Origin of the sequence: Actinomadura sp. B10D3 (genome assembly GCF_039871695.1) — a bacterium.
Lineage (GTDB): Bacteria > Actinomycetota > Actinomycetes > Streptosporangiales > Streptosporangiaceae > Spirillospora > Spirillospora madurae.
The window spans coordinates 16,037-37,982 of the sequence record NZ_JBDPLY010000006.1; the positions used below are offsets into that span (position 1 = coordinate 16,037).

A 21,946-nucleotide genomic window follows, 5' to 3' on the forward strand; every position below is an offset into this window, starting at 1 on the left:
ACGATCCGGAGGGCCTGCGTAGTGTGCGGGCCATGGTGTCGACGCATCAGGTGCTCGCCTTTTCCGCGATGGCCCTCGCCATCATCGTGATCCCCGGCCCCACGGTGTTCTTCGTGGTCGGACGCGCCCTGGCCCATGGCCGGCGGACGGCGCTGACCAGCGTCGCCGGCAACGAGATCGGCGCGCTGCTGCTGTCGGCGACCGTCGCGCTCGGCGTGGGGTCGATCGTGGAGCGGTCCGTGGTCGTGTTCACGACGATCAAGCTGGTGGGCGCCGCCTATCTGCTGTACCTCGGCGTACAGGCGGTCCGGCACCGGCACTCCCTGCAGGCGGAGCTCGGCGCGACCGGCGCCGAGGCCGGGAACCGGGCCCGCGACCTCTGGCAGGGGTTCGTGGTGGGCGCCACCAACCCGAAGACGACGGTGTTCTTCGTGGCCGTGCTGCCGCAGTTCGTCGTCCGCGAGCACGGATACGTCCCGCTGCAGATGCTGGTCTTCGGGCTGATCTTCAGTTTCATCGCGCTGCTGTGCGACAGCGTGTGGGGGCTCGCCGCCGGGACGGCCCGCGCGTGGTTCGCCCGATCGCCGCGCCGTCTCTCGGCGATCGGCGGCACCGGGGGCCTGATGATGATCGGCCTCGGGCTCACCGTCGCCGCGACCGGCCGCAAGGACTGACGGCTCAGAGCGAGCAGAGCGAGAAGTCGTCGAAGACCGCTTCCGGCCAGCCGGTCGCCCCATCGGGGCGGACGACGAGCAGACCGCTCGGCCCCGGTGCGCCGTCCGAGGGCGGGGTGGCGGCGGACGAGGCGACCGGCTTGCCGTTCACCCACATCGCGAGGTCGATGTTGCCGCCCTCGCCCTTGACGCACGCGGCCTGGAGGCGGTTGTCGCCGTCGCGCAGCCCGGGGACCGTGCCCGTCGTCACGGTCGTCGCCCGGCCGGACGACAGGCGGGCGATGCGCGCACGCCCGTCCCGGCCGAGGAGGAACGCGTAGCCGGTATCGCCGTGGCAGTACACCCCCGCCTCGCCGGCGGTGTCCTTCGGCGAGACCTTGACCTCGATGAGCTGCGAGTCGGGGACCTTCTCCACCGGCGCGCCGGCGGTCGTGCGCGTCGTCGTGGGGAGGACGCGGAGCTCGTACTTCTTGTCGACGTAGGACGCGTCCCCGGCGGGCGTGGCGGCCGTCCTCCAGCCGGAGCCCTCGTCGCTGAAGTCGTCGTCGAAGATCTCGTCCTCGACGTCCGGCGGCCCGTCGCCGAGGTCGGCCGCCGCCGTGGTGCCGGAGTCCCGCGGGGTGCGGTCGCCGTCCGGCAGGTTGAGGATTCCGATCACGGTGGAGACGGCGACGACCGCGCCGACCGCGACGATCATCAGGCCGTGGTTCCGGTGCGGTGAGGGCCCCTTCGCCCAGGCCGCCGCACCGGCCGCCGCGCCGGTTGCGGCCCGCATGCCGACCGGGCGCGTCGGCTCGTCCACCGGAGGCCCCGGCGGGTCCACGGCACGCGTGGGCGGCACGGTGTCGACGCTCGTCGCAGGCGCAGGCGCAGGCGCAGGCGCAGGCGCAGGAGCGGGCTCCTCGTGCGCCGGTGCGGGCTCCGCCCGCAACTCCGCGGTCGGCTCCGATGCGGGCAGCGCGACCGCGGGCGGCGTCGCGGGCGGCTCGTCCTCGCCGGTCAGCGCCTGGATCAGCTGCTTCACCGCCGGACGTTCCGCGGGGTCCTTCGCGAGCGAGCGGGCCACCAGGTCGTGGACGGCCGGGTCGAGGCCGTCCAGGTCGGGGGTGCCGGTCGTCACCCGGTTGATCGTCTCCGGGAGCGAGCCGCCGCCGAACGGGACGCGCCCCGTGCCCGCGAAGGCGACGACGCAGCCCCAGGAGAACACGTCCGCCGCCGGGGTGATCTCCTCGCCGCGCATCAGCTCCGGTGCGATGTAGGCGGGGGTGCCGACGAACTGGCCGGTCCTGGTCGGCCCGTCCGAGGCGTCCAGCGCGCGGGCGATGCCGAAGTCGATCACGCGCGGGCCGGTGGGGGAGAGCAGCACGTTGGACGGCTTGAGATCGCGGTGCACGATCCCGGCACCGTGGATCGCGCTCAGCGCGGTGGCGATGTTGACCGCGAACGACTCCAGGTCGCCGCCGCGCAGCGGACCCTCCCGCTTGACGGCCTCCTCCACGGACGGGCCGTTGACGTACTCGGTGACCACGTACAGCGGGTCGCCGTCCAGCCGGGCGTCCAGCACGGCGGCGGTGCAGAACCGCCTCACCTGCCGCGCGGCCGTCACCTCGCGGCGGAACCGCTCGTGGAACGCCTCGTCGTCGGCCAGCTCCGGGTTGATGACCTTGACCGCGACCTGCCGGCCGCCGTCGTCGTCCTCGCCGAGGTAGACGGTGCCCATGCCGCCGCGGCCGAGGCGGGCGACGAGGCGGTACGGCCCGAGCCGGCGCGGGTCACGGTCACGAAGCGGCGCCTGCATGGCTCGACTCCCGGGGGCGAGGACTCTTTTGTGGTTCAGTCTGACGTACGGTCAATGTCTTTGACGCCGGACCACGGTGGATCAGTTCGCAGCACTATGGGAGGAATTGTGGACGTGACGGCGGACGTGCTCGGTCCCGGGTACGAGGCGGTCGAGCTGCCGATGGGCCGGGACGCCGAAGGCGAGGTCGTGGCGACGCTGGTGCGGCGGCGCGGCACTGACCCGTCCCGCCGGGCCGTGCTGTACGTGCACGGGTTCGTCGACTACTTCTTCCAGAAGCACCTGGCCGATTTCTACCTCGATCTCGGCTTCGACTTCTACGCGCTCGACCTGCGCAAGTACGGGCGCTCCCTGCGTCCCCACCAGACCCCGAACTACGTGGAGAGCCTGTCGGACTACTTCCCGGAGATCGACGAGGCGGTGCGGATCATCCGGGACGTGGACGGGCACGACACGCTCCTGCTGAACGGCCACTCCACCGGCGGCCTGATCGCGGCGCTGTGGACCGACCGGGTGAAGGGCCAGGGCCTCGTGGACGGCCTGTTCCTCAACAGCCCGTTCGTGGACCTCGCCGAGCCGCTGGTCCTGCGCAAGATCGGGGCCGGCCTCGCGCGTGCGCTGCGCCCCCGCTTCCCGAAGGCCACGCTGCCCGCGGGCGTGTCCGACCGGTATCCGCGCAGCCTCCACCGCGACCACGAGGGCGAGTGGGAGTTCGACCTCGCGTGGAAGCCGCTGCTCGGGTTCCCGGTGCGGGCGGGGTGGCTCGCCGCCGTCCGGCGCGGCCAGCTCCGGCTCCGGCGCGGCCTGGACGTCGACGTGCCGGTGCTGGTCATGGCGTCGGCGCGCAGCATCCGCCCGACCCGCAAGGTGCTGGACGTGACGGGCGCCGACGCCGTTCTGGACGTCGAGCACATGGCCCGCTGGGCGCCGCGGATCGGGCGGCATGTGACGTTCGTCCGGATCGACGGCGGCCTGCACGATCTCGTGCTGTCCGCCGAACCGGCCCGCACGCAGGTCTTCGCGGAGCTGACCCGCTGGGCGAAGGCCTACCTGCCCGCCCGCTGACCCGCGCCCGCCCGGCGGGTCACTGGATCTTCGACATGTCGAAGTCGTCGAAGCTCACGGTGATCTGCTGGGCGGCGTTGCCGCCGCGCTCGCCCGTCAAAGCGACCTTGCCGTTGGGCAGCGGCTGGTCGGTGTCGGACTCGTCGATGACCTTGTCGCCGTTCACCCAGAGCCGCAGGTGCACCTTCGGGCCGTCCTTCTCCTGGCCTTCGCAGGCGACCTGGAGCTTGTTCGGGCCGTTCGCCTCGTATCCCGGCACCGAGTCGGGGCTCGCGAGCTCCTTCGTGCCGAGGTCGCCGTTGACCTTGCGGAGCACCGCGCCCTTGCCGTCGTTGCGCACAAGGAACACGTACTTCTTCTTGCCGTCCTCGTTCATGCGGCATTCCACGCCGAACCGGCCGTCGGCGGGACCCTCGGCCGTCGCCGTGACGGTCACCAGCATCGGGTCGGGGAAGTCCTCCACCTTGTCCTTGGGCACGGTGCGGCTGATCGAGCCGCTCGTGTTGGAGGTCTTCAGCCGGTACTTGCCGTTCACGTACTTGTAGTCGTCGAAGACGCCGTCGCCCCAGCCGGAGTTGGAGTCGGAGAAGTCGTCGGCGAACGCGGTGGCCAGCTTGTCGTCGGGCGGGCCGTCCGAGCGCAGCACCGTGAATCCCACGACGGCGAGCACGGCCAGCACCGCGGCGGCCGCCCCGGCGATGATCAGCGGCTTCCGAAGCCTGGCACCCCCCTGCCCGGGGCGCGCGTCCTCGCGGGTCGCGTCCGCGCCGAGCTGGGCCGTCGGCTGCTGGAAGGACGCCTGCGCGGTGGGCGCCTGCCCACCCGTTCCCTGCCCACCCGTTCCCTGCCCGCCGGTTCCCTGCCCGCCGATCCCCTGCACGGTGGGACCGGCCGCCGGGCCGTGCCAGCTCGCCTGGACGGTCTCGGCGAGCGTCGCCGGGTCGGTCTTCTCGCTGCCGACGAGCCGCCCGAGCAGGTCCTGGACGGACGGACGGTTGCGCGGGTCCTTGTCGAGCGCGGCGGCGACGACGTCCCGCAGGCCGGGGTCGAGGCCGTCCAGCTTCGGCTCGTCGTGCGCGACGCGGTAGAAGATCTCCGGGACGGTGTTGCCCGCGAAGGGCGCGCTGCCCGTCCCGGCGTAGGCGACGACGCAGCCCCAGGAGAACACGTCGGACGCGGGCGTCACCTGCTCGCCGCGCAGCAGCTCGGGCGGCAGGTAGTTCGGCGTCCCGACGAACTGGCCGGTGCGGGTGGGGCCGTCGGCGGCGTCGAGGGCGCGGGCGATGCCGAAATCGATGACGCGCGGGCCGGTCGAGGACAGCAGGACGTTGGCGGGCTTGAGGTCGCGGTGCACGATCCCGGCGCCGTGGATGGCGGCGAGCGCGGTGGCGACGCCGACGGCGAGGCCCTCCAGGTCGGAGCCGGGGAGCGGGCCGCGTTCGGCGACGGCGCTCTCCAGGCTCGGTCCCTCGATGTACTCGGTGACGACGTACAGCGGGTCGCGGTCGAGCTCGGCGTCCATCACGGGCGCCGTGCAGAACCGGCGCACCTGCCGCGCGGCGGTCACCTCCCGGCGGAACCGGTCGCGGAAGGAGCCCTCCCCGGCCAGCTCCCGGTTGATCACCTTCACCGCGACGCGGCGTCCGGACGGATCCTCGCCGAGGTAGACCGTCCCCATGCCGCCCCGGCCGAGCCGGCCGACCAGCCGGTACGGGCCGAGCTCCTCGGGGTCCTCGGGGCGCAGGGCCTCGCCGTTCTCTCCTGCGTGCGTGGTCATCGTGATCCTGACGGAAAAATCGGGAGTCTTTGCGGTAGCACCCTAGCGGCGCCACCGTCTTTCCGACGCGCGAAGGTGTCAGCGCGTTCGGCGCGCGCGCGGAAGAGTCCGGAACGGCGGCATTCTCTCGCCGGTGAGCCCGAACGCGTACGCGACGACCCGGCCCGACCACCGCTGGCATCCGACGACCAGAGCGTACAGCGCCCGCGGGTACCGGCCGGTGAACGGGATCACCAGCCAGCTGACCATCATGACGAGCACCAGCGCGGTGTACATGAGCAGCATGACGACCAGGTGCGGGATCACGAGAAGGCCCTTGAGCAGCATGAACCAGCGTCTCGGGCCGCGCCAGGCGTCCGGGAACGGCAGGTCGACCATGACGGTCGGCTCGTCCGCGGCCGGCTCCACGGTGGCGCCGGCCTGCCGCGCGGGCTCGGGTTCCCGCACGTCGGCGGGACGGGACCGCTCGCCCGGCGCGGGCTCGGCGGCGGGCGGCGGGCCCGGCTCCGCACCCCGCCCCGGCGCCTGCTCCGGGCCCTGCCCCTGACCCGGCTCCGGAACCGGCGCCTGGGCCGGCCCGAACCCGTGCCACGTCGCGGATATCGACTCCACGGCCTGTTCGAGGTCGGCCCTGTCCTGGCCGACGAGCCGGGTGAGGAGCTGCCGGGCGGTCGGACGGCTCCGCGGATCCTTGCCGAGCGCGGCGGCGACGAGGTCGCGCAGCCGCGGGTCGAGGCCGGTGAGGTCGGGGTCGTCGTGCTCGATGCGGCGGAACGTCTCCGCGACCGTGGTGGCGTGGAACGGAGGGCGGCCGGTCCCGGCGTAGGCGACGACGCAGCCCCACGAGAACACGTCCGACGCCTGCTCGACCGGCTCGCCCCGTAGCACCTCGGGCGCGATGTAGGCGGGCGTCCCGACGAACTGGCCGGTGCGGGTCGGTCCGTTCGGGGCGTCGAGGGCGCGGGCGATGCCGAAGTCGATGACGCGCGGGCCGGTCGAGGACAGCAGGACGTTGGCGGGCTTGAGGTCGCGGTGCACGATCCCGGCGCCGTGGATGGCGGCGAGCGCGGTGGCGACGCCGACGGCGAGGCCCTCCAGGTCGGAGCCCGGCAGCGGCCCCTTGTCGCGGACGGCCTTCTCCAGGTTCGGTCCGTCGATGTACTCGGTGACGATGTACGGCGGGTCCTGGTCGAGCTCGGCGTCGATCACGGGCGCGGTGCAGAACCGGTGGACGCGCCGTGCGGCGGTCACCTCCCGGCGGAACCGGGCGAGGAACGCGGGCTCCCCGGCCAGCTCCCGGTTGACGACCTTCACCGCGACGCGCCGCCCGTCCGGCTCGGCGCCGAGGTAGACGGTGCCCATCCCGCCGCGGCCCAGCCGGCCGAGCAGGCGGTAGGGCCCGAGGACACGGGGCTCGTCGTGCTCCAGGGGGCCGGCGGCGGTCGTCGTCATGGGGGGTGGCGCTCCTCGGAAAGATCGTCTCTCCGGGTCCACCCTAAGGGAGCCGGCGGGCTCCGGAGGGCCGCTAGGGGATCAACAGGAGCTTCCCGGTGGTCCGCCGCGCCTGCAGATCCTCGTGCGCCGCACGGGCGTCGGCGAGGTCGTAGCGGTGCCCGACATGGACCTTCACCTCGCCCGAGGCCACCCAGCCGTAGACGTCGGCGGCGCGCTGCAGCAGCTCGTCCCGCTCCTCGACGAAGTGGCGGAGGGTCGGCCGCGTCAGGTACACCGAACCGGCGCGGTTGAGGCGCTGCGGGTCGAACGGCGGGACGGCCCCGCCGGCCGCCCCGTACAGGGCCAGGGTGCCGCGCCGCCGCAGGCTCGCGAGGCTCCCGTCGAACGTGGGCGCGCCCACGCCGTCGTACACGGCGGCGACGCCCGCGCCGCCGGTCAGCTCCCGGACCCGGTCGGCGAAACCGTCGTAGCCCATGGTGACGTCCGCGCCGGCGTCCCTGGCGAGCTTCTCCTTCTCCGGGGTGGACGCCGTCGCGAGGACCCGGGCGCCGAGCACCTTGGCCGTCTGGGTGAGCAGCAGGCCCATCCCGCCTGCCGCCGCGTGCACCAGGACGGTGTCGCCCTCCTTGATCGGATACGTGGACCGGGTGAGGTAGTGCGCCGTCATGCCCTGCAGCAGCGTCGCGGCGGCGTCCTCCAGCCCGACCCCGTCCGGGACCGGGACGGCCGTCGCCGCCGGTACGACGGCCTGCTCCGCGTAGGAGCCCTGCGCGTCCGACCAGGCCACGCGGTCTCCCACGGAGAACTCGCTCACGCCGTCGCCGACCGCCGCGACCGTCCCCGCCGCCTCGAGGCCCGGCGTGTACGGGAGTTCCTGCTCGTAGGCGCCCGTGCGGTAGTACACGTCGATGAAGTTGACCCCGGCCGCCGCCACGTCGACCAGCACCTCGCCCGGACCCGGCTCCGGGGCGGGACGGTCGGCGGGCTCCAGCACCTCGGGGCCGCCGGTGCGGGTGATGACGATCGCGCGCATGGGATGCTCCTGACCGGTCGGCTGTGGCGGACGATCCGGAGAACCCGGGGCGCTCGGCGGCTATTCCTGCCGCGGAGCGGTCACACCCAGTCGCGCATCGTCTGCGCGGCGAGCGTCACCGCCTGCTCGACCCGGGCCGCGACCGTCCCGGCGTCCCAGATCTCCCGGCGGGCGCACTCCTCGAACGCGACCTTGACGGTCGCGAGGTAGAACGCGACGAGGATCCGCGGCCGCGGGTCGTTCTCCAGGTCGACGCCCTCCCGCCGCGCGATCTCGACCGCGAGGGCCTCGGTGGACTCCGAGTACCGCGCCATCTGCGCCGCCATCAGCGACGGCGTCGCCTCGATCACCTGCCGGACGCGGCGCCACCGGGCGCCGTCGGCCGGGTCGCCCTCGGCGATCGTGTGCAGGACCACGCGCAGCGACTCGAACAGTGCGGTGAACGGCCGTTCCTCGGGGGGACGGGCGGCGAGCGCCTCGCTCATGACCCGGTCGTGCTCGGAGAGGAAGCTCGTGACGACGTCCTCCTTGGTGCCGAAATAGCGGAAGAACGTCCGCTGCGACACCTCGACCGCCGCCACGATCTCGTCGATCGTCGTGGCCTCGTACCCCTTGGCGAGGAACAGGTCCAGGGCCGCGTCGATGAGCGCGAGCCGGGTCCGCTGCTTCTTGCGCTCGCGGAGACCGGCCAGCGCGCGGCCCTGCTCGGGGGCGGGGTGGCGGGTGTGGCCTGACGGGTCGCCGGCGGGGACGGCGCTCATCGGCTCGCTCCTTCTGTCAACGTGACGCGGGCTGTGCGCGTCTCACAGAGGCTTCTATCACGGACGGAGCCTCCGCACGGACGGCGGGTTCCAGCGAACGGAACGATTGGCGCACGATGGCGCGGCACGTCGCGCCGCTCCCCGCGGACCATCCCCGCGAGAACGCGGAACAGCCCTCCCACTCTCCGGATTCTCGCCGCGCAGCGGCGGTTTTCGGGCCATGCTGGAGCACGGTCACCAACCGTCGCCGGATGATCGCCCATGGTCATCGGGGCGGTACGGACCTGCTGAGGCGGCTGATGTGTCTGTAGTCGGTGGGCGCGACATCGCCGAGGTGCGCCGGCGCCACCTCGCGGCGCTCGCGCACGAGCTGGAGGTCCGCGGCCTCGCCTGGAGGTTCGCCGGGCCGGACGGGTCGCTGCTGGCGGTGCTCGGCCCGCGGACGCGGCGCCGGCTCATGGTCGTCGCCACCCCGTCCGGCGACACGTGGCTCTACCTGTGGCCCGGCGGCGGCATGGCCGACGTCGCCGAGTCGGCCGGGGCCGCTGAGCGCATTCGCGCGCTTCTCGGCTGACCCCGCCTTGCTCCCCGGGCGGGGGCTTCCCTAGACTCGGGTGCGAACGTTTGTTCGAACGTCCGCATGTCCTTCCCCCGTGCGGTGAGCGCGAGGGGGAGGCAGATGACACGCGTGTTCGGCGATCCGGTGGACGTCTGGGTGAGCGATGGGCGTCCGGTCCGGTTCGTCTGGCGTGGCCGGCTCTACACCGTCCGGCGGGTGCTGGAGCACTGGGTCACGACCCGCGACTGGTGGCGGGAGCAGCGCCCCGACGGCGAGGCCACCGGCGAGCGGGAGTTCTGGCGGGTCGAGGCGACCCCGGACAGGGAGATCGGCGTCTACGAACTGCGTTACGACGTGGCGGCCGACAGCTGGCTGCTCTCCCGGGTATGGGACTGACGTGCATATTCATGTCGCATCGTCCTATTCGCTCCGGTTTGGGGTCGCACCGCCCGCGGCGCTGGCCGAGCGCGCGGCGAGCCTCGGCATGGAGACCCTGGCGCTGACCGACCGCGACGGGCTGTACGGCGCCGTCCGGCATGTCCGGGCCTGCGCCGACGCCGGCATCGGAGCCGTCGTCGGCGCCGACCTCAGGGTCGCCTCGACCGGAGAGGAGCGCATCGTCGTGCTCGCCGAGGGCCGCGCCGGCTGGCGGTCGCTGTGCCGGCTGGCGACGGCGGCGCACGCCGCGGGAGAGCGCGGGAACCCGCTGGTGACGCGGGCGATGGTCGGCGCCCACGCCGAAGGGCTCGTCGTGCTCCTCGGCCCGATGTCGGACGTGGGACGCGCCGTCACCGGGCGGCGTCCCGACGTCGCGGCGGCGCGGCTGGCCGCCTGGCGGGCCACCGCGGAGACCGCGGTCGAGATCGTGGACCACCGCGGCCGGGGCGACGGCCCGCGCGCCGCCCGGATGCTGGCGCTCGCCCGCGAGGCCGGGGTGCCCGCCGTGCTGGGCAACGCCGTCCGGTACCTGGATCCTGCCGATCACCCGGTCGCGCAGGTGCTGGACGTGACGCGCCGGCTCGTCCCGCTGGACCGGCGGCACCTGGACGACCGGACCGGCCAGGCCTACCTGAAGCCGATCCCCGAGATGCGCCGGGTCGCGGAGCTGAGCTGCGGCCCGCGGGAGGCCGAGGCGCTGCTCGCGGAGACCCGGCGGCTCTCGGAGCGCTGCGTCCTGGACCCGGGCCGCGACCTCGGCATGGACGAGGTCCACCTGCCGGCCGTCGGCGGCGACCCCTACGCCCGCCTCGTCGCCCGGTGCGGCGAGGGGATGGCGAGGCGCGGGCTCGTCGGGACCCGCGGGGCCGCGGACCGGCTCGACGCCGAGCTCGGCGTGATCGCCCGCAAGGGCCTGGCGCCGTACTTCCTCACGGTCGCTGACGCCGCCGCGCTGATCAGGTCGCGCGGCATCCGCTGCGCCATCCGCGGCTCGGGCGCGGGCAGCCTGGTCACGTACCTGCTGGGCATCGGCGACCTCGACCCGCTGCGGCACGACCTGGTCATGGAGCGGTTCCTCGCCGACAGCCGCGAGGGCCTGCCCGACATCGACCTGGACGTGGAGTCGGCGCGGCGGCTGGAGGCCTACGAGGCCCTCTTCGACCGGTTCGGGGCCGACGCCACGGCGTGCGTGTCGATGATGGAGACCTACCGGGCGCGCAGCGCGCTGCGCGACGTCGGCAACGCCGTCGGCCTTCCGCCGCACGAGATCGACGCGATCGCCAAGGCGTTCCCGCAGATCAGGGCCAGCCAGATCCGCGCCGCGCTGGACGATCTGCCCGAGCTGCGGCAGAGCAACCTCGCGGCGGGACGCCTGGAGGTGCTGTTCCGGATCGCCGAGCGCCTGGACGGCCTGCCCCGCCACATCGCCATGCACCCGTGCGGCGTGCTGCTGTCGAACGCGAGCCTGCGGGACCGCACGCCCATCGAGCAGGCGGCGGTGGGCTTCCCGATGAGCCAGTTCGACAAGGACGACGTCGAGGCGATGGGCCTGCTCAAGCTCGACGTGATCGGCGTCCGGATGCAGTCGGCGATGGCGCACGCGGTGGCGGAGGTCGCCCGGCTGACCGGGGAGGAGATCGCGCTGGAGGACGTCCCGCGCGACGATCCCGCGACGTACGCGCTGGTCCGCACGTCCCGGACGCTCGGCTGCTTCCAGATCGAGTCGCCCGGCCAGCGGGAGCTGATCGGCCGGCTCCAGCCGCGCGACCTGGACGACCTGGTCATCGACATCTCGCTGTTCCGCCCGGGCCCGGTCAACTCCGACATGGTGTCGCCGTTCCTGGAGGCCCGCGCCGGCGCCCGGGAGCCGGAGTACCCGCATCCCGACCTCGAACCGGTCCTGCGGGAGAGCCTCGGCGTGGTGGTCTTCCACGAGCAGGTGCTGCGGATCTTCGACGTGATGACCGGATGCGGGCTCTCCCAGGCGGAGGCCGCGCGGCGGAGCCTGAACCACGAGCGCGGGCAGGCCGTCGTCGGCGCCTGGTTCCGGCGGGCGGCGCTGGCCCGCGGTTACGACGAGCCGACCGTCGACCGCGTCTGGCGGACGCTGACCGCGTTCGGCGCGTTCGGTTTCTGCAAGGCGCACGCCGCGTCGTTCGCGCTGCCCACCTACCAGTCGGCCTGGCTGAAGCGTCACCACACGGCCGCCTTCTACGCCGGCGTCCTGACCCACGACCCCGGCATGTACCCCAAGCGGGTCATCCTGGACGACGCCCGGCACTTCGGCGTGCCGATCCTGCCGCTGGACGTCAACCGGTCGGCGGCGGACTGGCACGCCGAGCCCGTCTCCGAGGACGGCCCGGCCGGGATCCGGGTCGCGTTGAGCGAGGTCAGGGGCATCTCCGCCGCCGAGGTCGGTGCGATCGTCGGCGCCCGGCCCTACGCGTCGCTGACCGATTTCTGGCGCCGCGCCCGGGTGTCCCGCCCGACCGCCGAGCGGCTCGTGCTGGCCGGGGCGTTCGACGCCGTCCACGACGGCGTCCCGCGCCGCGACCTGCTCTGCCGGGTCGGCGCCCTGGACCGCGCCACCGCGCGGCCCGGCCGCGTCCCGGAGGGCCAGCTCCCGCTCGGCGACGGGACCCCGCCCGGCCTCGTGGAGGAGATCCCGGCGGGCGGGCTGCCGCCGATGACGCCCGCCGAGGTCGTCGAGGCGGAGCTGGACATCCTGGGCATGGACGTCAGCCGGCACATCATGAGCTTCTACGGCGGCCTGCTCGCCGGGCTCGGCGCCGTCCGCGCCGCGGACCTGCCGGGACGCCCTGACGGGAGCGAGGTCCTGGTCGCCGGCGTCAAGGTCGCCACGCAGACCCCGGCGGTCAGGTCGGGCCAGCGCGTCATCTTCGCCACGCTGGACGACGCGACCGGCCCGGTCGACCTCACGTTCTTCGAGTCGGTGCAGGACCGGTGCGCCGCCACCGTCTTCGGCTCCTGGCTCCTGGTCGCCCGCGGCCGCCTCCGCCGCGCCGGCGCCCGCGCCTTCTCGATCACCGCGAACGCCTGCTGGGACCTGAACACGCTGTACGAGGAATGGCGCCGCGGCGGCCCGGACGCCGTCCGCGCGGCCATGGCGCGCCCGGCCGTCCCCGGCCGCCCGGTGGGCCGCCGCATCGTCCAGCCGACCGGCTTCGCGATGTCCCCGTACTCCGACATCGGCCACGCGGGCCCGGCGATCAAACGCCCGCCCAAGGCCGCCCTCTGGCACACCAGCCAAGGCAGCTCCGGCCCCCCGCCCCCTTAGAACCTCGGCCGGGCGCATGCCCGTCGTGCCAGGGTTCCAGGGGGGCGCTACCCCTGGGCTAATCCCGCAGTACCTGAATTCGGGTGATCTGGAAGACGGTGGCCATGCAGAGGGCGGCGGCGAGGGCCTGGAAGGCGGCCGCGGCGACGCCGACGTGGACGTCGAAGCGGGCCTCGGCGAGGGTGTCGACGCTGCCGTGCGTGAAGGCGTGGCCGAGGACGAGGCCGAGGATCGCGCAGGCCCACCAACCGGCGACGACGAGGCCGGCGGCCTGGCGTTCGGCTGTCCGATAGCGGCCGCTGTTCACCCAGACCTCGTACACCAGGCGGGGCGGGAGCCACAGGTTGACGACCGGGAGGAACCAGCCGATGAGCACCCAGGCGCGATGGTGCCGGTGGGGGCCGGGGGACTGCCGGTACGCGCGCCACAGCCAGGTGAGGTACAGCAGGCCGGTGACCGCGGCCATGATCGTGCCGATCGTGAACACGTCGGCGTAGGGGGCGAGGGCCTTGCCCGTGGCGGCCGCGTCATAGCTGTCGTGCGTCGCCCCGCGCAGCGGTTCCGCCATCCTGAGCAGGCTGATCCCCGAGCCGAGGGCCACGAAGGCGTTGAAGCCGAGCAGCATGAACACGGCCACGCCGACGGCGCGGAAGTCGCGGCGCCGCGCCCACGCGCCGCAGGCCGGGCAGCGGTCGACCTCGGTGGGGATGATGTCGCCGCACAGCGCACACGGCATGATCCACCTCCCTGGTCTTTGCGGTCGCCTGTTCCGGATACTACGTACGTTTGACTGACGCGGCCCAACGAGGGTTCGGTGTCTCACCGAATCGTCACACGTGGAACACGAACCGTGTCGCCGCGTAGGCGGTGACGGCGGTGACGGCGGCCCACGCGGCGAGGCGGGCGGGGCCGCCGGTGGACAGCAGCCGCTCGGGACGGAACCCCGTCACGGCCAGCAGCGCCCACCATTCGGCGGTCAGCGCGATCGTGGCGTGCAGCGCCCCGAAGCCGATCAGCGAGAAGAGCAGGACGACGCCCGCCGGGGTCGCGGTGTGCGCGAACACGGCGGGGGCGCGGGCAGGCCCGCGCAGTCCGTTGCGCAGGCCGGCGAGGACGACGCCCCAGCCGACGGCGCACAGCGCCCAGATGACCAGGACGGTCACGGGCAGGCCGTTCAGCGACTCCGGTGCCAGTGCCGTCCCTCCCCGTCTCCCCGTCTCGCCGTGTCCCGTGCCGTGCCCGTGCCCGTCTCAGGCCATGAGGCCCGATTCCCAGGCCCAGGCCGCCGTCTCCACCCGGTTCCGGGTGTTCAGCTTGCGGGAGAGGCTCCCGAGGTGCGTCTTGACCGTGGAGAGCGACACGAACAGCTCCGCGGCGATCTCCTCGTTCGTCCGGCCGCGCGCGACGAGCTTCACCACGTCCAGCTCCCGGCCGGTGAGCGGCTCGCTGGGCCGCACGGGCACCGGGCGGGGCCGGGCCAGCCGCTCCAGGAGCCGGACGGTGATGGACGGCGACACCAGCGATCCGCCGTTCGCCGCCGCGCGGACGGCCTCCACCAGCAGTGCGGGGCCGCTGTCCTTGAGCAGGAACCCGACCGCGCCGCCGCGCAGCGCCCCGTACACGTACTCGTCCATGTCGAAGGTGGTGACGATCACGATGCGGGGCGGGTCGGCGACGCCGGGGCCGGCGAGGACGCGGGTCGCCTCCAGGCCGTCCATCCGCGGCATCCGGATGTCGAACAGGCACACGTCGGGGTGCAGCCGGTGGGCCAGCGCGACGGCCTGGGCGCCGTCGGCGGCCTCCCCGACCACCTGCATGTCGGGCTGCGAGTCGACGATCATCCGGAACCCCGTCCGGACCATCTCCTGGTCGTCGGCGATCAGTACGCGGATGGCCACCCGCCGATTCTGTCAGCAATCGGGATCAGCCGTCCTCCGCGGGCAGCAGCGCGACGACCTCCCAGCCGCCCTCCGGGTGCGGGCCCGCGTGCAGCCGGCCGCCGAGGGCGCCGATCCGCTCGGCGAGGCCGGTGAGCCCGAACCCGCCGGACGGCAGCCGCCGCCCGCGCCCCCGCCCGTCGTTGCGCACGGCGACCTGGATCTCGCGCCCGACGCGCGCCACCGAGACCCGCACGCTCGCGGCGTCGGCGGCGTGCTTGCGGATGTTGGTGAGCGCCTCCTGGACGACGCGGTGCGCCGACGCCGCGACCTCGGGCGGCAGGGTGCCGAGCCCAGGGGCGAGCGTGAGCGCGGCGGGCGGGTGGGTGAACCCCTCGACGAGGTCCTTCAGCTGCGCGAGGTCGCCGAGGGGACGGGTGGCGGAGCCGCCGTCCGGGAGGGCGTCCCCGTCCGGGGCGTTGACGTTCTGGGCGTCGCGCAGCAGGCCCACCATGCGGCGCATCGAGGTGAGCGCCTCGGTGCCGGCCTTTTCGATCCCGCCGAGCATCTGGTCGAGCTGCTCCTGGGTCGGCCCCGCCCCGGATCCGGCCGCGAACCGCGCCGCCTGCGCCTGGACGACGATGCCCGTCACGTGGTGGGCGACGAAGTCGTGCAGGTCGCGGGCCAGTTCCAGCCGCTCGTCCCGCCGCGCCGCCGCCAGCGACCGGGCGCGCCGGGCGTCCAGCGCCCGCAGGTAGAGGCCGATGCCGAGCGCGATCGCCACCGCGATGCCGAGCGGCGCGGTGATCAGCGCCGCCGCGACCACCGACCAGCGCACCGGCACCGCGAGGATGGCCGCGCCGAGCAGCACCGCGATCGGGATCAGGTGCTGGCGGCGGGCCCGCCACACCGTCCGCGTCATGACGATCAGCAGGGCGCCGATCTCCGCGATCACGCTCGGGGCGCCCTCCTCGGGGTAGTCCGTCAGGCCGAGGAACAGGGTGCTGAGCACCGACAGCGCGCTGGCGGCGACCGCCCATGGCAGCAGGAGCCGCCGTCCCGTCACCGCGGTGACGTTGGCGACCGCCGCGATGACCACCATCCACAGCATGGGAGGGTCCCCGATGGCGGCGTACGCGCAGGCCAGGAGGAACAGGCTCACGAACGCGGTGTAGGCGACGCGCACCATGCAGCCGCCCACCGAGTGGATGCGGTCGAGCTTGCTCGCGACGTCGCTCACGCTGCCGCAGCGTAGGGCCTGGTGACCGCCCGTGGATATCGACCATTCGGCCGACCCCGCACGCGAGCCCGTGTTCGGCGCGCCGGGGTGATCCGAAGCCGAGGCGGCGTCCTCGGAGCGGGCGCGCTGAACCGCCCGTTGTCGCTCTCCGTGACGACCGGCCTCGCTCCGCATCCCGGCGGATCGAATAGAGGTTCGAGAATGTCAGAGGTGCTGCGTAGCGTTGACCTTGTGATTTGGGAGACACCTGGGAACAGGTGTCGAACCGAGTGGCTTGTAACGACGTACCTAGGGGTATGTGACAACCGGTGGCATCCGCACAGGCGCGGCCCGCCAGGTTCGGAAGGGGTGTTGGCATGAAGGCGACCGGCACGTTCCATCTCTCCCGCCCGCAGCTGGACGGGCCCGCCGAGCGGACCGTCGTGGAGCCGTGGCTCACCCAGCTCTCCCACGCGACGCTGAACGCCTACGCCGAGACCACGGGCCCGCTGGCCGAGGTCGAGGCCCTTCCCGTGCGGCCGGTTCCGGCCGTCCGGTCCCTGCCCGCACGCCGGGTCGCCGCCGCGGCCTGACGCACTCGTCGAGAAGGGGATCGAGGCACCGGCCTCGGTCCCCTTTCTCATGTCCAGTATGTCTCACATATTGATACCTAGTTCTCGTATCGTGAGAAGTGGTCGTACGGTGGAGGCACCCCGACACGGAGAGGTGAGCCCGATGACCGCGAAGGCGACCTACACCCACGGCCACCACGAGAGCGTGCTGAGCGCCCACCAGTGGCGCACGGTCGAGAACTCCGCCGCCTACCTGATCGAGCACCTGCGTCCGGGCCTGTCCGTGCTGGACGTCGGGTGCGGCCCCGGAACGATCACCGCGGGCCTGGCGGAACGCGTCGCGCCCGGCCGGGTCGTGGCGGCCGACTCCGCCGAGGCCGTCCTGGACGAGGCCCGCAGGAACACCGCCGCACTGGGCAACGTCGAGTTCGCGGTCGCCGACGTCCACGCCTTGGAGTACGCGGACGACACGTTCGACGTCGTCCATGCTCACCAGGTCCTGCAGCACGTCGCCGATCCGGTTCGGGCCCTGCGGGAGATGCGCCGCGTCACCAGGCCCGGCGGCATCGTCGCCGCGCGCGAGGCCGACTTCGGCACGATGATCTGGTACCCGGACCCGCCCGGCATGGACGCCTGGCTGCCGGTCTACTACAGGGTCGCGCGCGGCAACGGCGGGGAGCCCGACGCCGGGCGCCGCCTGGTCTCCTGGGCCCGCGCCGCCGGCTTCACCGACGTCACCGCCTCCGCCTCGGCCTGGTGCTACGCGACGCCGGAGGAGCGCGAGTGGTGGAGCGAGTCCTGGGGCGGGCGCCTGATCCGCTCGTCCGTCGCCGACCTGGCCGTGGCCGGGGGACATGCCACCCGGGAGGAGCTCCAGCGCATCTACGAGGGATGGAAGGCGTGGGCGTCGGCCGAGGACGGCTGGTACTCCGTCACCCACGGCGAAGTGATCTGCGGCGTCTGAGTCGCGCCGTCACGCCTTCGTGCGGCGCGTGCGGTAGGCGACGACGCCCGACAGGGCCGCCCCGGCCGCGAAGAGCGCCACGACGGGCAGCGACCTCACCACGTCCTGGAAAGGCGCCACGCTGCCCGCCGGGTCATCGGTCGCGTAGACGACCTCGATCGTGCGTCCGCGCTTCACGGTCCTCGGCCAGCCGCGGCGGTGCTCCTCCGCCCTGACCACGCGGCCCTGGCGCGTGGTGAACTCGACCGTGACGTGCCCGGACGAGCGCGTGCCGCCGACGTCCAGGACCCGTGCCCTCGCCTTCGCCTTGCCCACCTGGCCCGCCCAGGCGGCCACCGCGCCGCCGCCCCAGGTGACGGCGAGCAGCCCCAGGAAGCAGGCGAGGACGAGGCCCGCGAGGTGGACGGGGCGCCGCACGGTGGCCGACATGTCCCCATGATCACAGATTCAGGGGGTCAGAAGGGGTCCGTCAGGTCGCCGAGCTTGTCGGTCAGCTGGAGGTTGTGGGAGTAGTCGACCGGGACCGAGATGACGGAGACCGTGTCGTCGGCCAGGGCCTTGCGGAGGGTGGGGAGCAGCTCGGCGGCCGACTCGATGCGGTAGCCGCGGGCGCCGAAGCTCTCCGCGTACCGGACGAAGTCGGGGTTGCCGAACCGGATGTTCGAGCTGTGCCCGAGGTCGAGGTCCATCTTCCACTCGATCAGGCCGTAGGCGGAGTCGTCCCAGATGAGCACGGTGATCGGGATGTTCTCGCGGACGGCCGTCTCCAGCTCCTGGGAGTTCATCAGGAACGCGCCGTCGCCCGTCGCGGCGAGGACCCGCCGGTCGGGATGGGCGAGCTTGGCGGCGATCGCCCCGGGGACGGAGAAGCCCATCGAGGACAGGCCGTTGGAGACCAGCAGCGTGTTCGGCTCGTAGGTCGGGTAGAGGCGGGCCATCCACATCTTCACCGCGCCGGTGTCGGCGAGGACGATGTCGCCGCGGCCCATGGCGGCGCGCACGTCGGCGACGACGCGGCGCGGGGAGAGCGGGTGCCCGTCCTCGGTGGCGCCCTCGGCGAGCTCCTCGCGGAGCATCTCGCGGATCCTCCGGGTCCCTTCGGCGTCGAAGCGGCGGTGGACGGAGTCGGCGAGCGCGCGGAGCGTGCTGGAGATGTCGCCCTGGACGCCGACCTCGACCGGGTAGTGGTCGTCGACCTCGGCGGGCGACGGATGGATGTGGATGATCTTCTTGTCCGCGGCCGGGTTGATCTTGACCGGGTCGAACTCCTGGAGCTCGTACCCGACGGTGATGAGGACGTCGGCCTCGTCGAACCCGAAGTTCACGTAGTCGTGGCGCATGAAGCCGACGGCTCCGAGGGCGTTGCGGTGGTCGTCGGGGAAGACGCCCTTGCCGTTGAACGTGGTCGCGACCGGCAGGCCGAGGCGCTCGGAGAAGTACACGAGGGCGTCGCTCGCGCCGGCGCGGGTGGCGCCGTGCCCGGCGAGGACGATCGGCCGCCGCGCCAGCGCGATCACGTCGGCGGCGCGGGCGAGCTGGGACGGCGACGGCTCCTGCGCGCGGACGACGTTCAGCGGCAGCGGCGCCAGGTCGGCGGAGACCTTCGCGGCCTCCACGTCCTCGGGGATCGCCAGGTAGACGGCGCCCGGACGCTCGGTCTGCGCGGTCTTGAAGGCCTTGCGGACCATCTCCGGCAGCGCCTCGGCGGTGGGCGCCAGCTCCGCCCACTTGGTGATCGGGCGGAACAGCGACACCAGATCGATGATCTGGTGCGACTCCTTGTAGATGCGGTCGAGGCCGACCTGCGCGGAGATCGCGACGACCGGCGTGCTGTTGGTGGTGGCGTCGGCGACCCCGAGCTGCAGGTTGATCGCGCCGGGGCCGAGCGTCGCGGAGGCCACGCCCGCCCGGCCGGTCAGCCGGCCGTAGATCTCGGCCATGAACGCCGCGCCCTGCTCGTGCCGGACGAGGATGTACCGGATCGACGAGTCGTTCAGCGCGTTGACGAAGTGGATGTTCTCCTCGCCCGGGATGCCGAAGACGTATTCGACGCCCTCCGCCTCAAGGGTCCTGACGAGCAGCCGGGCGGCCTCCTGCGTGGACATCGTGTGTCCCATCTCCAGTCCGTGGTCTCCAGGGGTGCGTCGAGTGCAGCGCCCCGGTACCTACCTCCATTCCGCGGACCGATGTGTCGTTGCTCTCTCGCGCGCTCTCACGCGTCGGCCATCTCCTTGATCGCGCGGAGCGTGGGCTCGTCCCGCACCCCGGCGATCAGCAGGGTCGTGACCGGGCTGTCGCGCCACAGCGGGAGCCGCTCCTTGATCCGCCCGAGCGGGCCGAGGAGGGAGATGGCATCGGCCAGCTCGTCCGGGACGGCCTTGACCGCCTCGTCGCGGCGGCCGTCCAGGAACAGCTCCTGGACGCGTTCGGCCTGCTCCGCGTAGCCGAGCCGGCCGATCAGGTCGAGGTGGAAGTTGCGGTCGCGGGCGCCCATGCCGCCGATGTAGAAGGCGAGCGGGATCTTGGCGAACTCCAGCGCGGACGCGAGGTCGTCGGTGACGATCGTGGTGACGGTCGCGGCGATCTCGAAGCCGTCCGGGCGGTTCGCCAGGGACGCGCCGAAGACGGCGTCGATCTGCTGCGGGTCGACGAACAGCGGCAGCCAGCCCTGCGCGACCTCGGTGGACAGCGCGACGTTCTTCGGCCCCTCCGCGCCCAGGTAGACGGGGATCTCCGGGCGGACGGGGTGCGCGATCGACTTCAGCGGCTTGCCGAGGCCCGTCCCGCCCGGGTAGGGGAGCGGGTAGTGCGGGCCCTCGCTGGTCACCGGGGCCTCGCGCCGCCACACCTGGCGGACGATGTCGAGGTACTCGCGGGTGCGGGCGAGCGGCTTCGGGAACGGCTGCCCGTACCAGCCCTCCACGACCTGCGGGCCGGACGCGCCGACGCCGAGGATCACCCGCCCGCCCGACAGCGCGTCGAGGGTGAGCGCGTGCATGGCGGTCGCCGCCGGGGTCCGCGCCGACAGCTGGACGACGGCGGTGCCGAGCTTGATCCGGGACGTGCGGGCGCCGTACCAGGCGAGCGTGGTGAACGCGTCGGAGCCGTACGCCTCGGCGGTGAAGACCGAGTCGTAGCCGCAGCGCTCGGCGGCCAGGACCGTCTCGGTCTGGTCGTCGGGGTCGCGCTGCCAGTAGCCGACGTTGATGCCGAGCTTGAGTTCCGCGGTCACGTTCACCCTCCGGTTGTCGACGCACCGCCGATACTAGAACTCGTTCTAGTTTGCTGGGAAGGGGCCCCGCCCGTGGCAGGGGCCGCGGCGTGGCCCGCCGCGGCCCCCGCCGTGTGCTCGCTAACTCTTCTTGATCGCGTCCAGGAGGCCTCGCCAGGGGGCCGGCTCCAGCACCAGGGCCGGGCCGGCGGGGTCCTTGGAGTCGCGTAGCGCGCGAAGTCCGCTGGCCAGTCGCGCCACCTCGACGCACTGGTCGCCGCTCCCGCTGTGGGACGACTTGCGCCAGGTGGCACCGGTGAGTTCGCGCTGCAGGTTGGTCACGGGCTGCTCCTTGCTGCCTCGGCGATGAGGTGCGCGGAATCCTCGGGGGACAAAGCGGCCGCCTCGATCCGTTCGAAGCGATACCTATGTTTTGCTATTGCCTCGGCGCTCTCAAGGTAAACGTCGCCCATGGTGCCCTCTACGTAGGCGATATCTGGGTCTGCGGGGTCTGGATACGACAATATGGTGAAACGTCCGTCTAGGCCCGCATGCTCCTTCGCCGTGTACGGAAGTACTTGGATGGTCACGGATGGGTGGGTTTTCGGGGCGGTGGCGAGGGCGTCCAGCTGGCCCCGCATGACCTCCTCGCCGCCGATCGGGCGGTGCAGCACCGCCTCGTCGAAGATCACGTGCAGCCGGGGCGCGTCGGTGCGGTCCAGCAGCGCCTGGCGGATCTTGCGGGCGGCGATGCGGCGCTCGATGTCCTCCGGGCCCGGCAGCAGCCGGCCCGCCGTGATCACGGCGCGGGAGTACGGCTCGGTCTGCAGCAGCCCGTGCACGAGCTGCGGGTCCCACGTGCGGATGTGGGACGCCTCGTCCTCCAGCGCGACGTAGCTGCCCGCGAAGACGTCCTGGTAGGCCGTCCACCAGCCGCGCTGGCCGGCCTGCCGGGCGAGGGTGATGAGCGCGTCGCGGTCCGGGCTCGGGACGCCGTAGAGGTCGAGGATGTCGGCGATGTCGCCGGGTTTCGGGCGCGTCTGGCTCGTTTCGAGGCGGGAGACGGTGGCGCGCGACCAGTCGAGCCGGTCCGCCACCTCCTGCAGGGTCAGGCCCTGCTCCTCGCGCAGCTTGCGGAGTTCCCGGGCGAGACGGCGGCCGCGGACGGTGGGGCGGTAGGTCATGGAAGTGGAGTCTTACCATTTCGCGGGCTCGCCACAACGCGATTGACGAACCCGGCAGGAA

The 21,946-nt window shown here is 73.1% G+C and carries 21 protein-coding genes; 7 read left to right on the forward strand and 14 right to left on the reverse strand.

Annotated elements, in window-relative coordinates:
- Positions 1-32: 32 nt before the first annotated feature.
- Positions 33-674: a LysE family translocator gene (locus tag ABGB11_RS12345; protein WP_347632005.1), complete on the forward strand. Its 642-nt coding sequence runs from the start codon at positions 33-35 to the stop codon at positions 672-674.
- 4 nt (positions 675-678) lie between these two features.
- On the opposite strand, the gene ABGB11_RS12350 is transcribed toward ABGB11_RS12345, so the two are convergent.
- A complete protein-coding gene (locus tag ABGB11_RS12350) occupies positions 679-2,472 on the reverse strand; it encodes a serine/threonine-protein kinase (RefSeq protein WP_347632007.1) in 1,794 nt (597 codons plus the stop codon).
- 108 nt (positions 2,473-2,580) lie between these two features.
- On the opposite strand from ABGB11_RS12350, the gene ABGB11_RS12355 reads away from it, so the two are divergent.
- On the forward strand, positions 2,581-3,537 hold the full coding sequence (locus tag ABGB11_RS12355; RefSeq protein WP_347632009.1) for an alpha/beta hydrolase: 957 nt from the start codon (positions 2,581-2,583) through the stop codon (positions 3,535-3,537).
- Between the two features lie 19 nt (positions 3,538-3,556).
- Here the strand turns inward: ABGB11_RS12355 and ABGB11_RS12360 are convergent, their stop codons facing one another.
- The 4 genes from ABGB11_RS12360 to ABGB11_RS12375 form a co-directional block, all read right to left on the reverse strand.
- Positions 3,557-5,314 carry a serine/threonine-protein kinase gene (locus ABGB11_RS12360; RefSeq protein ID WP_347632011.1) on the reverse strand — a complete coding sequence of 586 codons (1,758 nt, stop codon included), beginning with the start codon at positions 5,312-5,314 and terminating at the stop codon, positions 3,557-3,559.
- Between the two features lie 78 nt (positions 5,315-5,392).
- Entirely contained in the window at positions 5,393-6,766 is a 1,374-nt protein-coding gene (locus tag ABGB11_RS12365; RefSeq protein ID WP_347632013.1) for a DUF4389 domain-containing protein, read from the reverse strand.
- A gap of 73 nt (positions 6,767-6,839) precedes the next feature.
- On the reverse strand, positions 6,840-7,802 hold the full coding sequence (locus ABGB11_RS12370; RefSeq protein ID WP_347632015.1) for a quinone oxidoreductase: 963 nt from the start codon (positions 7,800-7,802) through the stop codon (positions 6,840-6,842).
- Positions 7,803-7,882: 80 nt separating this feature from the next.
- Positions 7,883-8,563, reverse strand: a complete 681-nt coding sequence (locus ABGB11_RS12375) for a TetR family transcriptional regulator (protein ID WP_347632017.1) — start codon at positions 8,561-8,563, stop codon at positions 7,883-7,885.
- 301 nt (positions 8,564-8,864) lie between these two features.
- Between ABGB11_RS12375 and ABGB11_RS12380 the strand changes: the two genes are divergently transcribed.
- The 3 genes from ABGB11_RS12380 to ABGB11_RS12390 all read left to right on the forward strand — a co-directional run bounded on the left by ABGB11_RS12380 (position 8,865) and on the right by ABGB11_RS12390 (position 12,858).
- A complete protein-coding gene (locus ABGB11_RS12380; protein WP_347632019.1) occupies positions 8,865-9,137 on the forward strand; it encodes a hypothetical protein in 273 nt (90 codons plus the stop codon).
- 105 nt (positions 9,138-9,242) lie between these two features.
- Entirely contained in the window at positions 9,243-9,518 is a 276-nt protein-coding gene (locus tag ABGB11_RS12385) for a DUF6504 family protein (RefSeq protein WP_083597953.1), read from the forward strand.
- Position 9,519: 1 nt separating this feature from the next.
- On the forward strand, positions 9,520-12,858 hold the full coding sequence (locus tag ABGB11_RS12390) for a DNA polymerase III subunit alpha (RefSeq protein ID WP_347632021.1): 3,339 nt from the start codon (positions 9,520-9,522) through the stop codon (positions 12,856-12,858).
- A 58-nt stretch (positions 12,859-12,916) separates the two neighbouring features.
- Here ABGB11_RS12390 and ABGB11_RS12395 read toward each other — a convergent pair whose 3' ends face one another.
- From ABGB11_RS12395 to ABGB11_RS12410, 4 genes are all read right to left on the reverse strand, one after another.
- Entirely contained in the window at positions 12,917-13,594 is a 678-nt protein-coding gene (locus tag ABGB11_RS12395; protein ID WP_347632023.1) for a DUF4328 domain-containing protein, read from the reverse strand.
- A 94-nt stretch (positions 13,595-13,688) separates the two neighbouring features.
- Positions 13,689-14,021 carry a hypothetical protein gene (locus tag ABGB11_RS12400; RefSeq protein ID WP_347632025.1) on the reverse strand — a complete coding sequence of 111 codons (333 nt, stop codon included), beginning with the start codon at positions 14,019-14,021 and terminating at the stop codon, positions 13,689-13,691.
- 87 nt (positions 14,022-14,108) lie between these two features.
- Complete coding sequence (locus ABGB11_RS12405) at positions 14,109-14,756, reverse strand: response regulator transcription factor (protein ID WP_347632026.1); 648 nt, start codon at positions 14,754-14,756, stop codon at positions 14,109-14,111.
- Positions 14,757-14,781: 25 nt separating this feature from the next.
- The gene (locus ABGB11_RS12410) at positions 14,782-15,975 is read right to left on the reverse strand and encodes a histidine kinase (protein ID WP_347632027.1); all 1,194 of its coding nucleotides are present in this window, start codon (positions 15,973-15,975) and stop codon (positions 14,782-14,784) included.
- A 356-nt stretch (positions 15,976-16,331) separates the two neighbouring features.
- Between ABGB11_RS12410 and ABGB11_RS12415 the strand changes: the two genes are divergently transcribed.
- Positions 16,332-16,547, forward strand: coding sequence for a hypothetical protein (locus ABGB11_RS12415; protein WP_347632028.1), 216 nt, complete (start codon positions 16,332-16,334; stop codon positions 16,545-16,547).
- Between the two features lie 142 nt (positions 16,548-16,689).
- Positions 16,690-17,490 (forward strand): methyltransferase domain-containing protein, encoded by an 801-nt coding sequence (locus ABGB11_RS12420; protein WP_347632030.1) that lies wholly within the window; start codon positions 16,690-16,692, stop codon positions 17,488-17,490.
- Between the two features lie 9 nt (positions 17,491-17,499).
- Here ABGB11_RS12420 and ABGB11_RS12425 read toward each other — a convergent pair whose 3' ends face one another.
- The 5 genes from ABGB11_RS12425 to ABGB11_RS12445 form a co-directional block, all read right to left on the reverse strand.
- Positions 17,500-17,919, reverse strand: a complete 420-nt coding sequence (locus ABGB11_RS12425; RefSeq protein WP_347632032.1) for a DUF3592 domain-containing protein — start codon at positions 17,917-17,919, stop codon at positions 17,500-17,502.
- A 26-nt stretch (positions 17,920-17,945) separates the two neighbouring features.
- Positions 17,946-19,595 carry an acetolactate synthase large subunit gene (locus ABGB11_RS12430; protein ID WP_347632034.1) on the reverse strand — a complete coding sequence of 550 codons (1,650 nt, stop codon included), beginning with the start codon at positions 19,593-19,595 and terminating at the stop codon, positions 17,946-17,948.
- Positions 19,596-19,702: 107 nt separating this feature from the next.
- Positions 19,703-20,722, reverse strand: coding sequence for an LLM class F420-dependent oxidoreductase (locus ABGB11_RS12435; RefSeq protein WP_347632036.1), 1,020 nt, complete (start codon positions 20,720-20,722; stop codon positions 19,703-19,705).
- 120 nt (positions 20,723-20,842) lie between these two features.
- A complete protein-coding gene (locus ABGB11_RS12440) occupies positions 20,843-21,043 on the reverse strand; it encodes a DUF397 domain-containing protein (protein WP_347632038.1) in 201 nt (66 codons plus the stop codon).
- Positions 21,040-21,885, reverse strand: a complete 846-nt coding sequence (locus tag ABGB11_RS12445) for a helix-turn-helix transcriptional regulator (RefSeq protein ID WP_347632040.1) — start codon at positions 21,883-21,885, stop codon at positions 21,040-21,042. The genes ABGB11_RS12440 and ABGB11_RS12445 overlap by 4 nt, the downstream gene beginning before the upstream one ends.
- Between the last annotated feature and the right edge of the window lie 61 nt (positions 21,886-21,946).

Excerpts from the sequence above, each read along its gene's own strand:
- ABGB11_RS12345 (WP_347632005.1), top strand. The coding sequence starts at position 33 with ATGGTGTCGACGCATCAGGTGCTCGCCTTTTCCGCGATGGCCCTCGCC.
- ABGB11_RS12350 (WP_347632007.1), bottom strand. The coding sequence starts at position 2,472 with ATGCAGGCGCCGCTTCGTGACCGTGACCCGCGCCGGCTCGGGCCGTAC.
- ABGB11_RS12360 (WP_347632011.1), bottom strand. The coding sequence starts at position 5,314 with ATGACCACGCACGCAGGAGAGAACGGCGAGGCCCTGCGCCCCGAGGAC.
- ABGB11_RS12365 (WP_347632013.1), bottom strand. The coding sequence starts at position 6,766 with ATGACGACGACCGCCGCCGGCCCCCTGGAGCACGACGAGCCCCGTGTC.
- ABGB11_RS12370 (WP_347632015.1), bottom strand. The coding sequence starts at position 7,802 with ATGCGCGCGATCGTCATCACCCGCACCGGCGGCCCCGAGGTGCTGGAG.
- ABGB11_RS12375 (WP_347632017.1), bottom strand. The coding sequence starts at position 8,563 with ATGAGCGCCGTCCCCGCCGGCGACCCGTCAGGCCACACCCGCCACCCC.
- ABGB11_RS12385 (WP_083597953.1), top strand. The coding sequence starts at position 9,243 with ATGACACGCGTGTTCGGCGATCCGGTGGACGTCTGGGTGAGCGATGGG.
- ABGB11_RS12395 (WP_347632023.1), bottom strand. The coding sequence starts at position 13,594 with ATGCCGTGTGCGCTGTGCGGCGACATCATCCCCACCGAGGTCGACCGC.
- ABGB11_RS12415 (WP_347632028.1), top strand. The coding sequence starts at position 16,332 with ATGAAGGCGACCGGCACGTTCCATCTCTCCCGCCCGCAGCTGGACGGG.
- ABGB11_RS12420 (WP_347632030.1), top strand. The coding sequence starts at position 16,690 with ATGACCGCGAAGGCGACCTACACCCACGGCCACCACGAGAGCGTGCTG.
- ABGB11_RS12425 (WP_347632032.1), bottom strand. The coding sequence starts at position 17,919 with ATGTCGGCCACCGTGCGGCGCCCCGTCCACCTCGCGGGCCTCGTCCTC.
- ABGB11_RS12430 (WP_347632034.1), bottom strand. The coding sequence starts at position 19,595 with ATGTCCACGCAGGAGGCCGCCCGGCTGCTCGTCAGGACCCTTGAGGCG.
- ABGB11_RS12445 (WP_347632040.1), bottom strand. The coding sequence starts at position 21,885 with ATGACCTACCGCCCCACCGTCCGCGGCCGCCGTCTCGCCCGGGAACTC.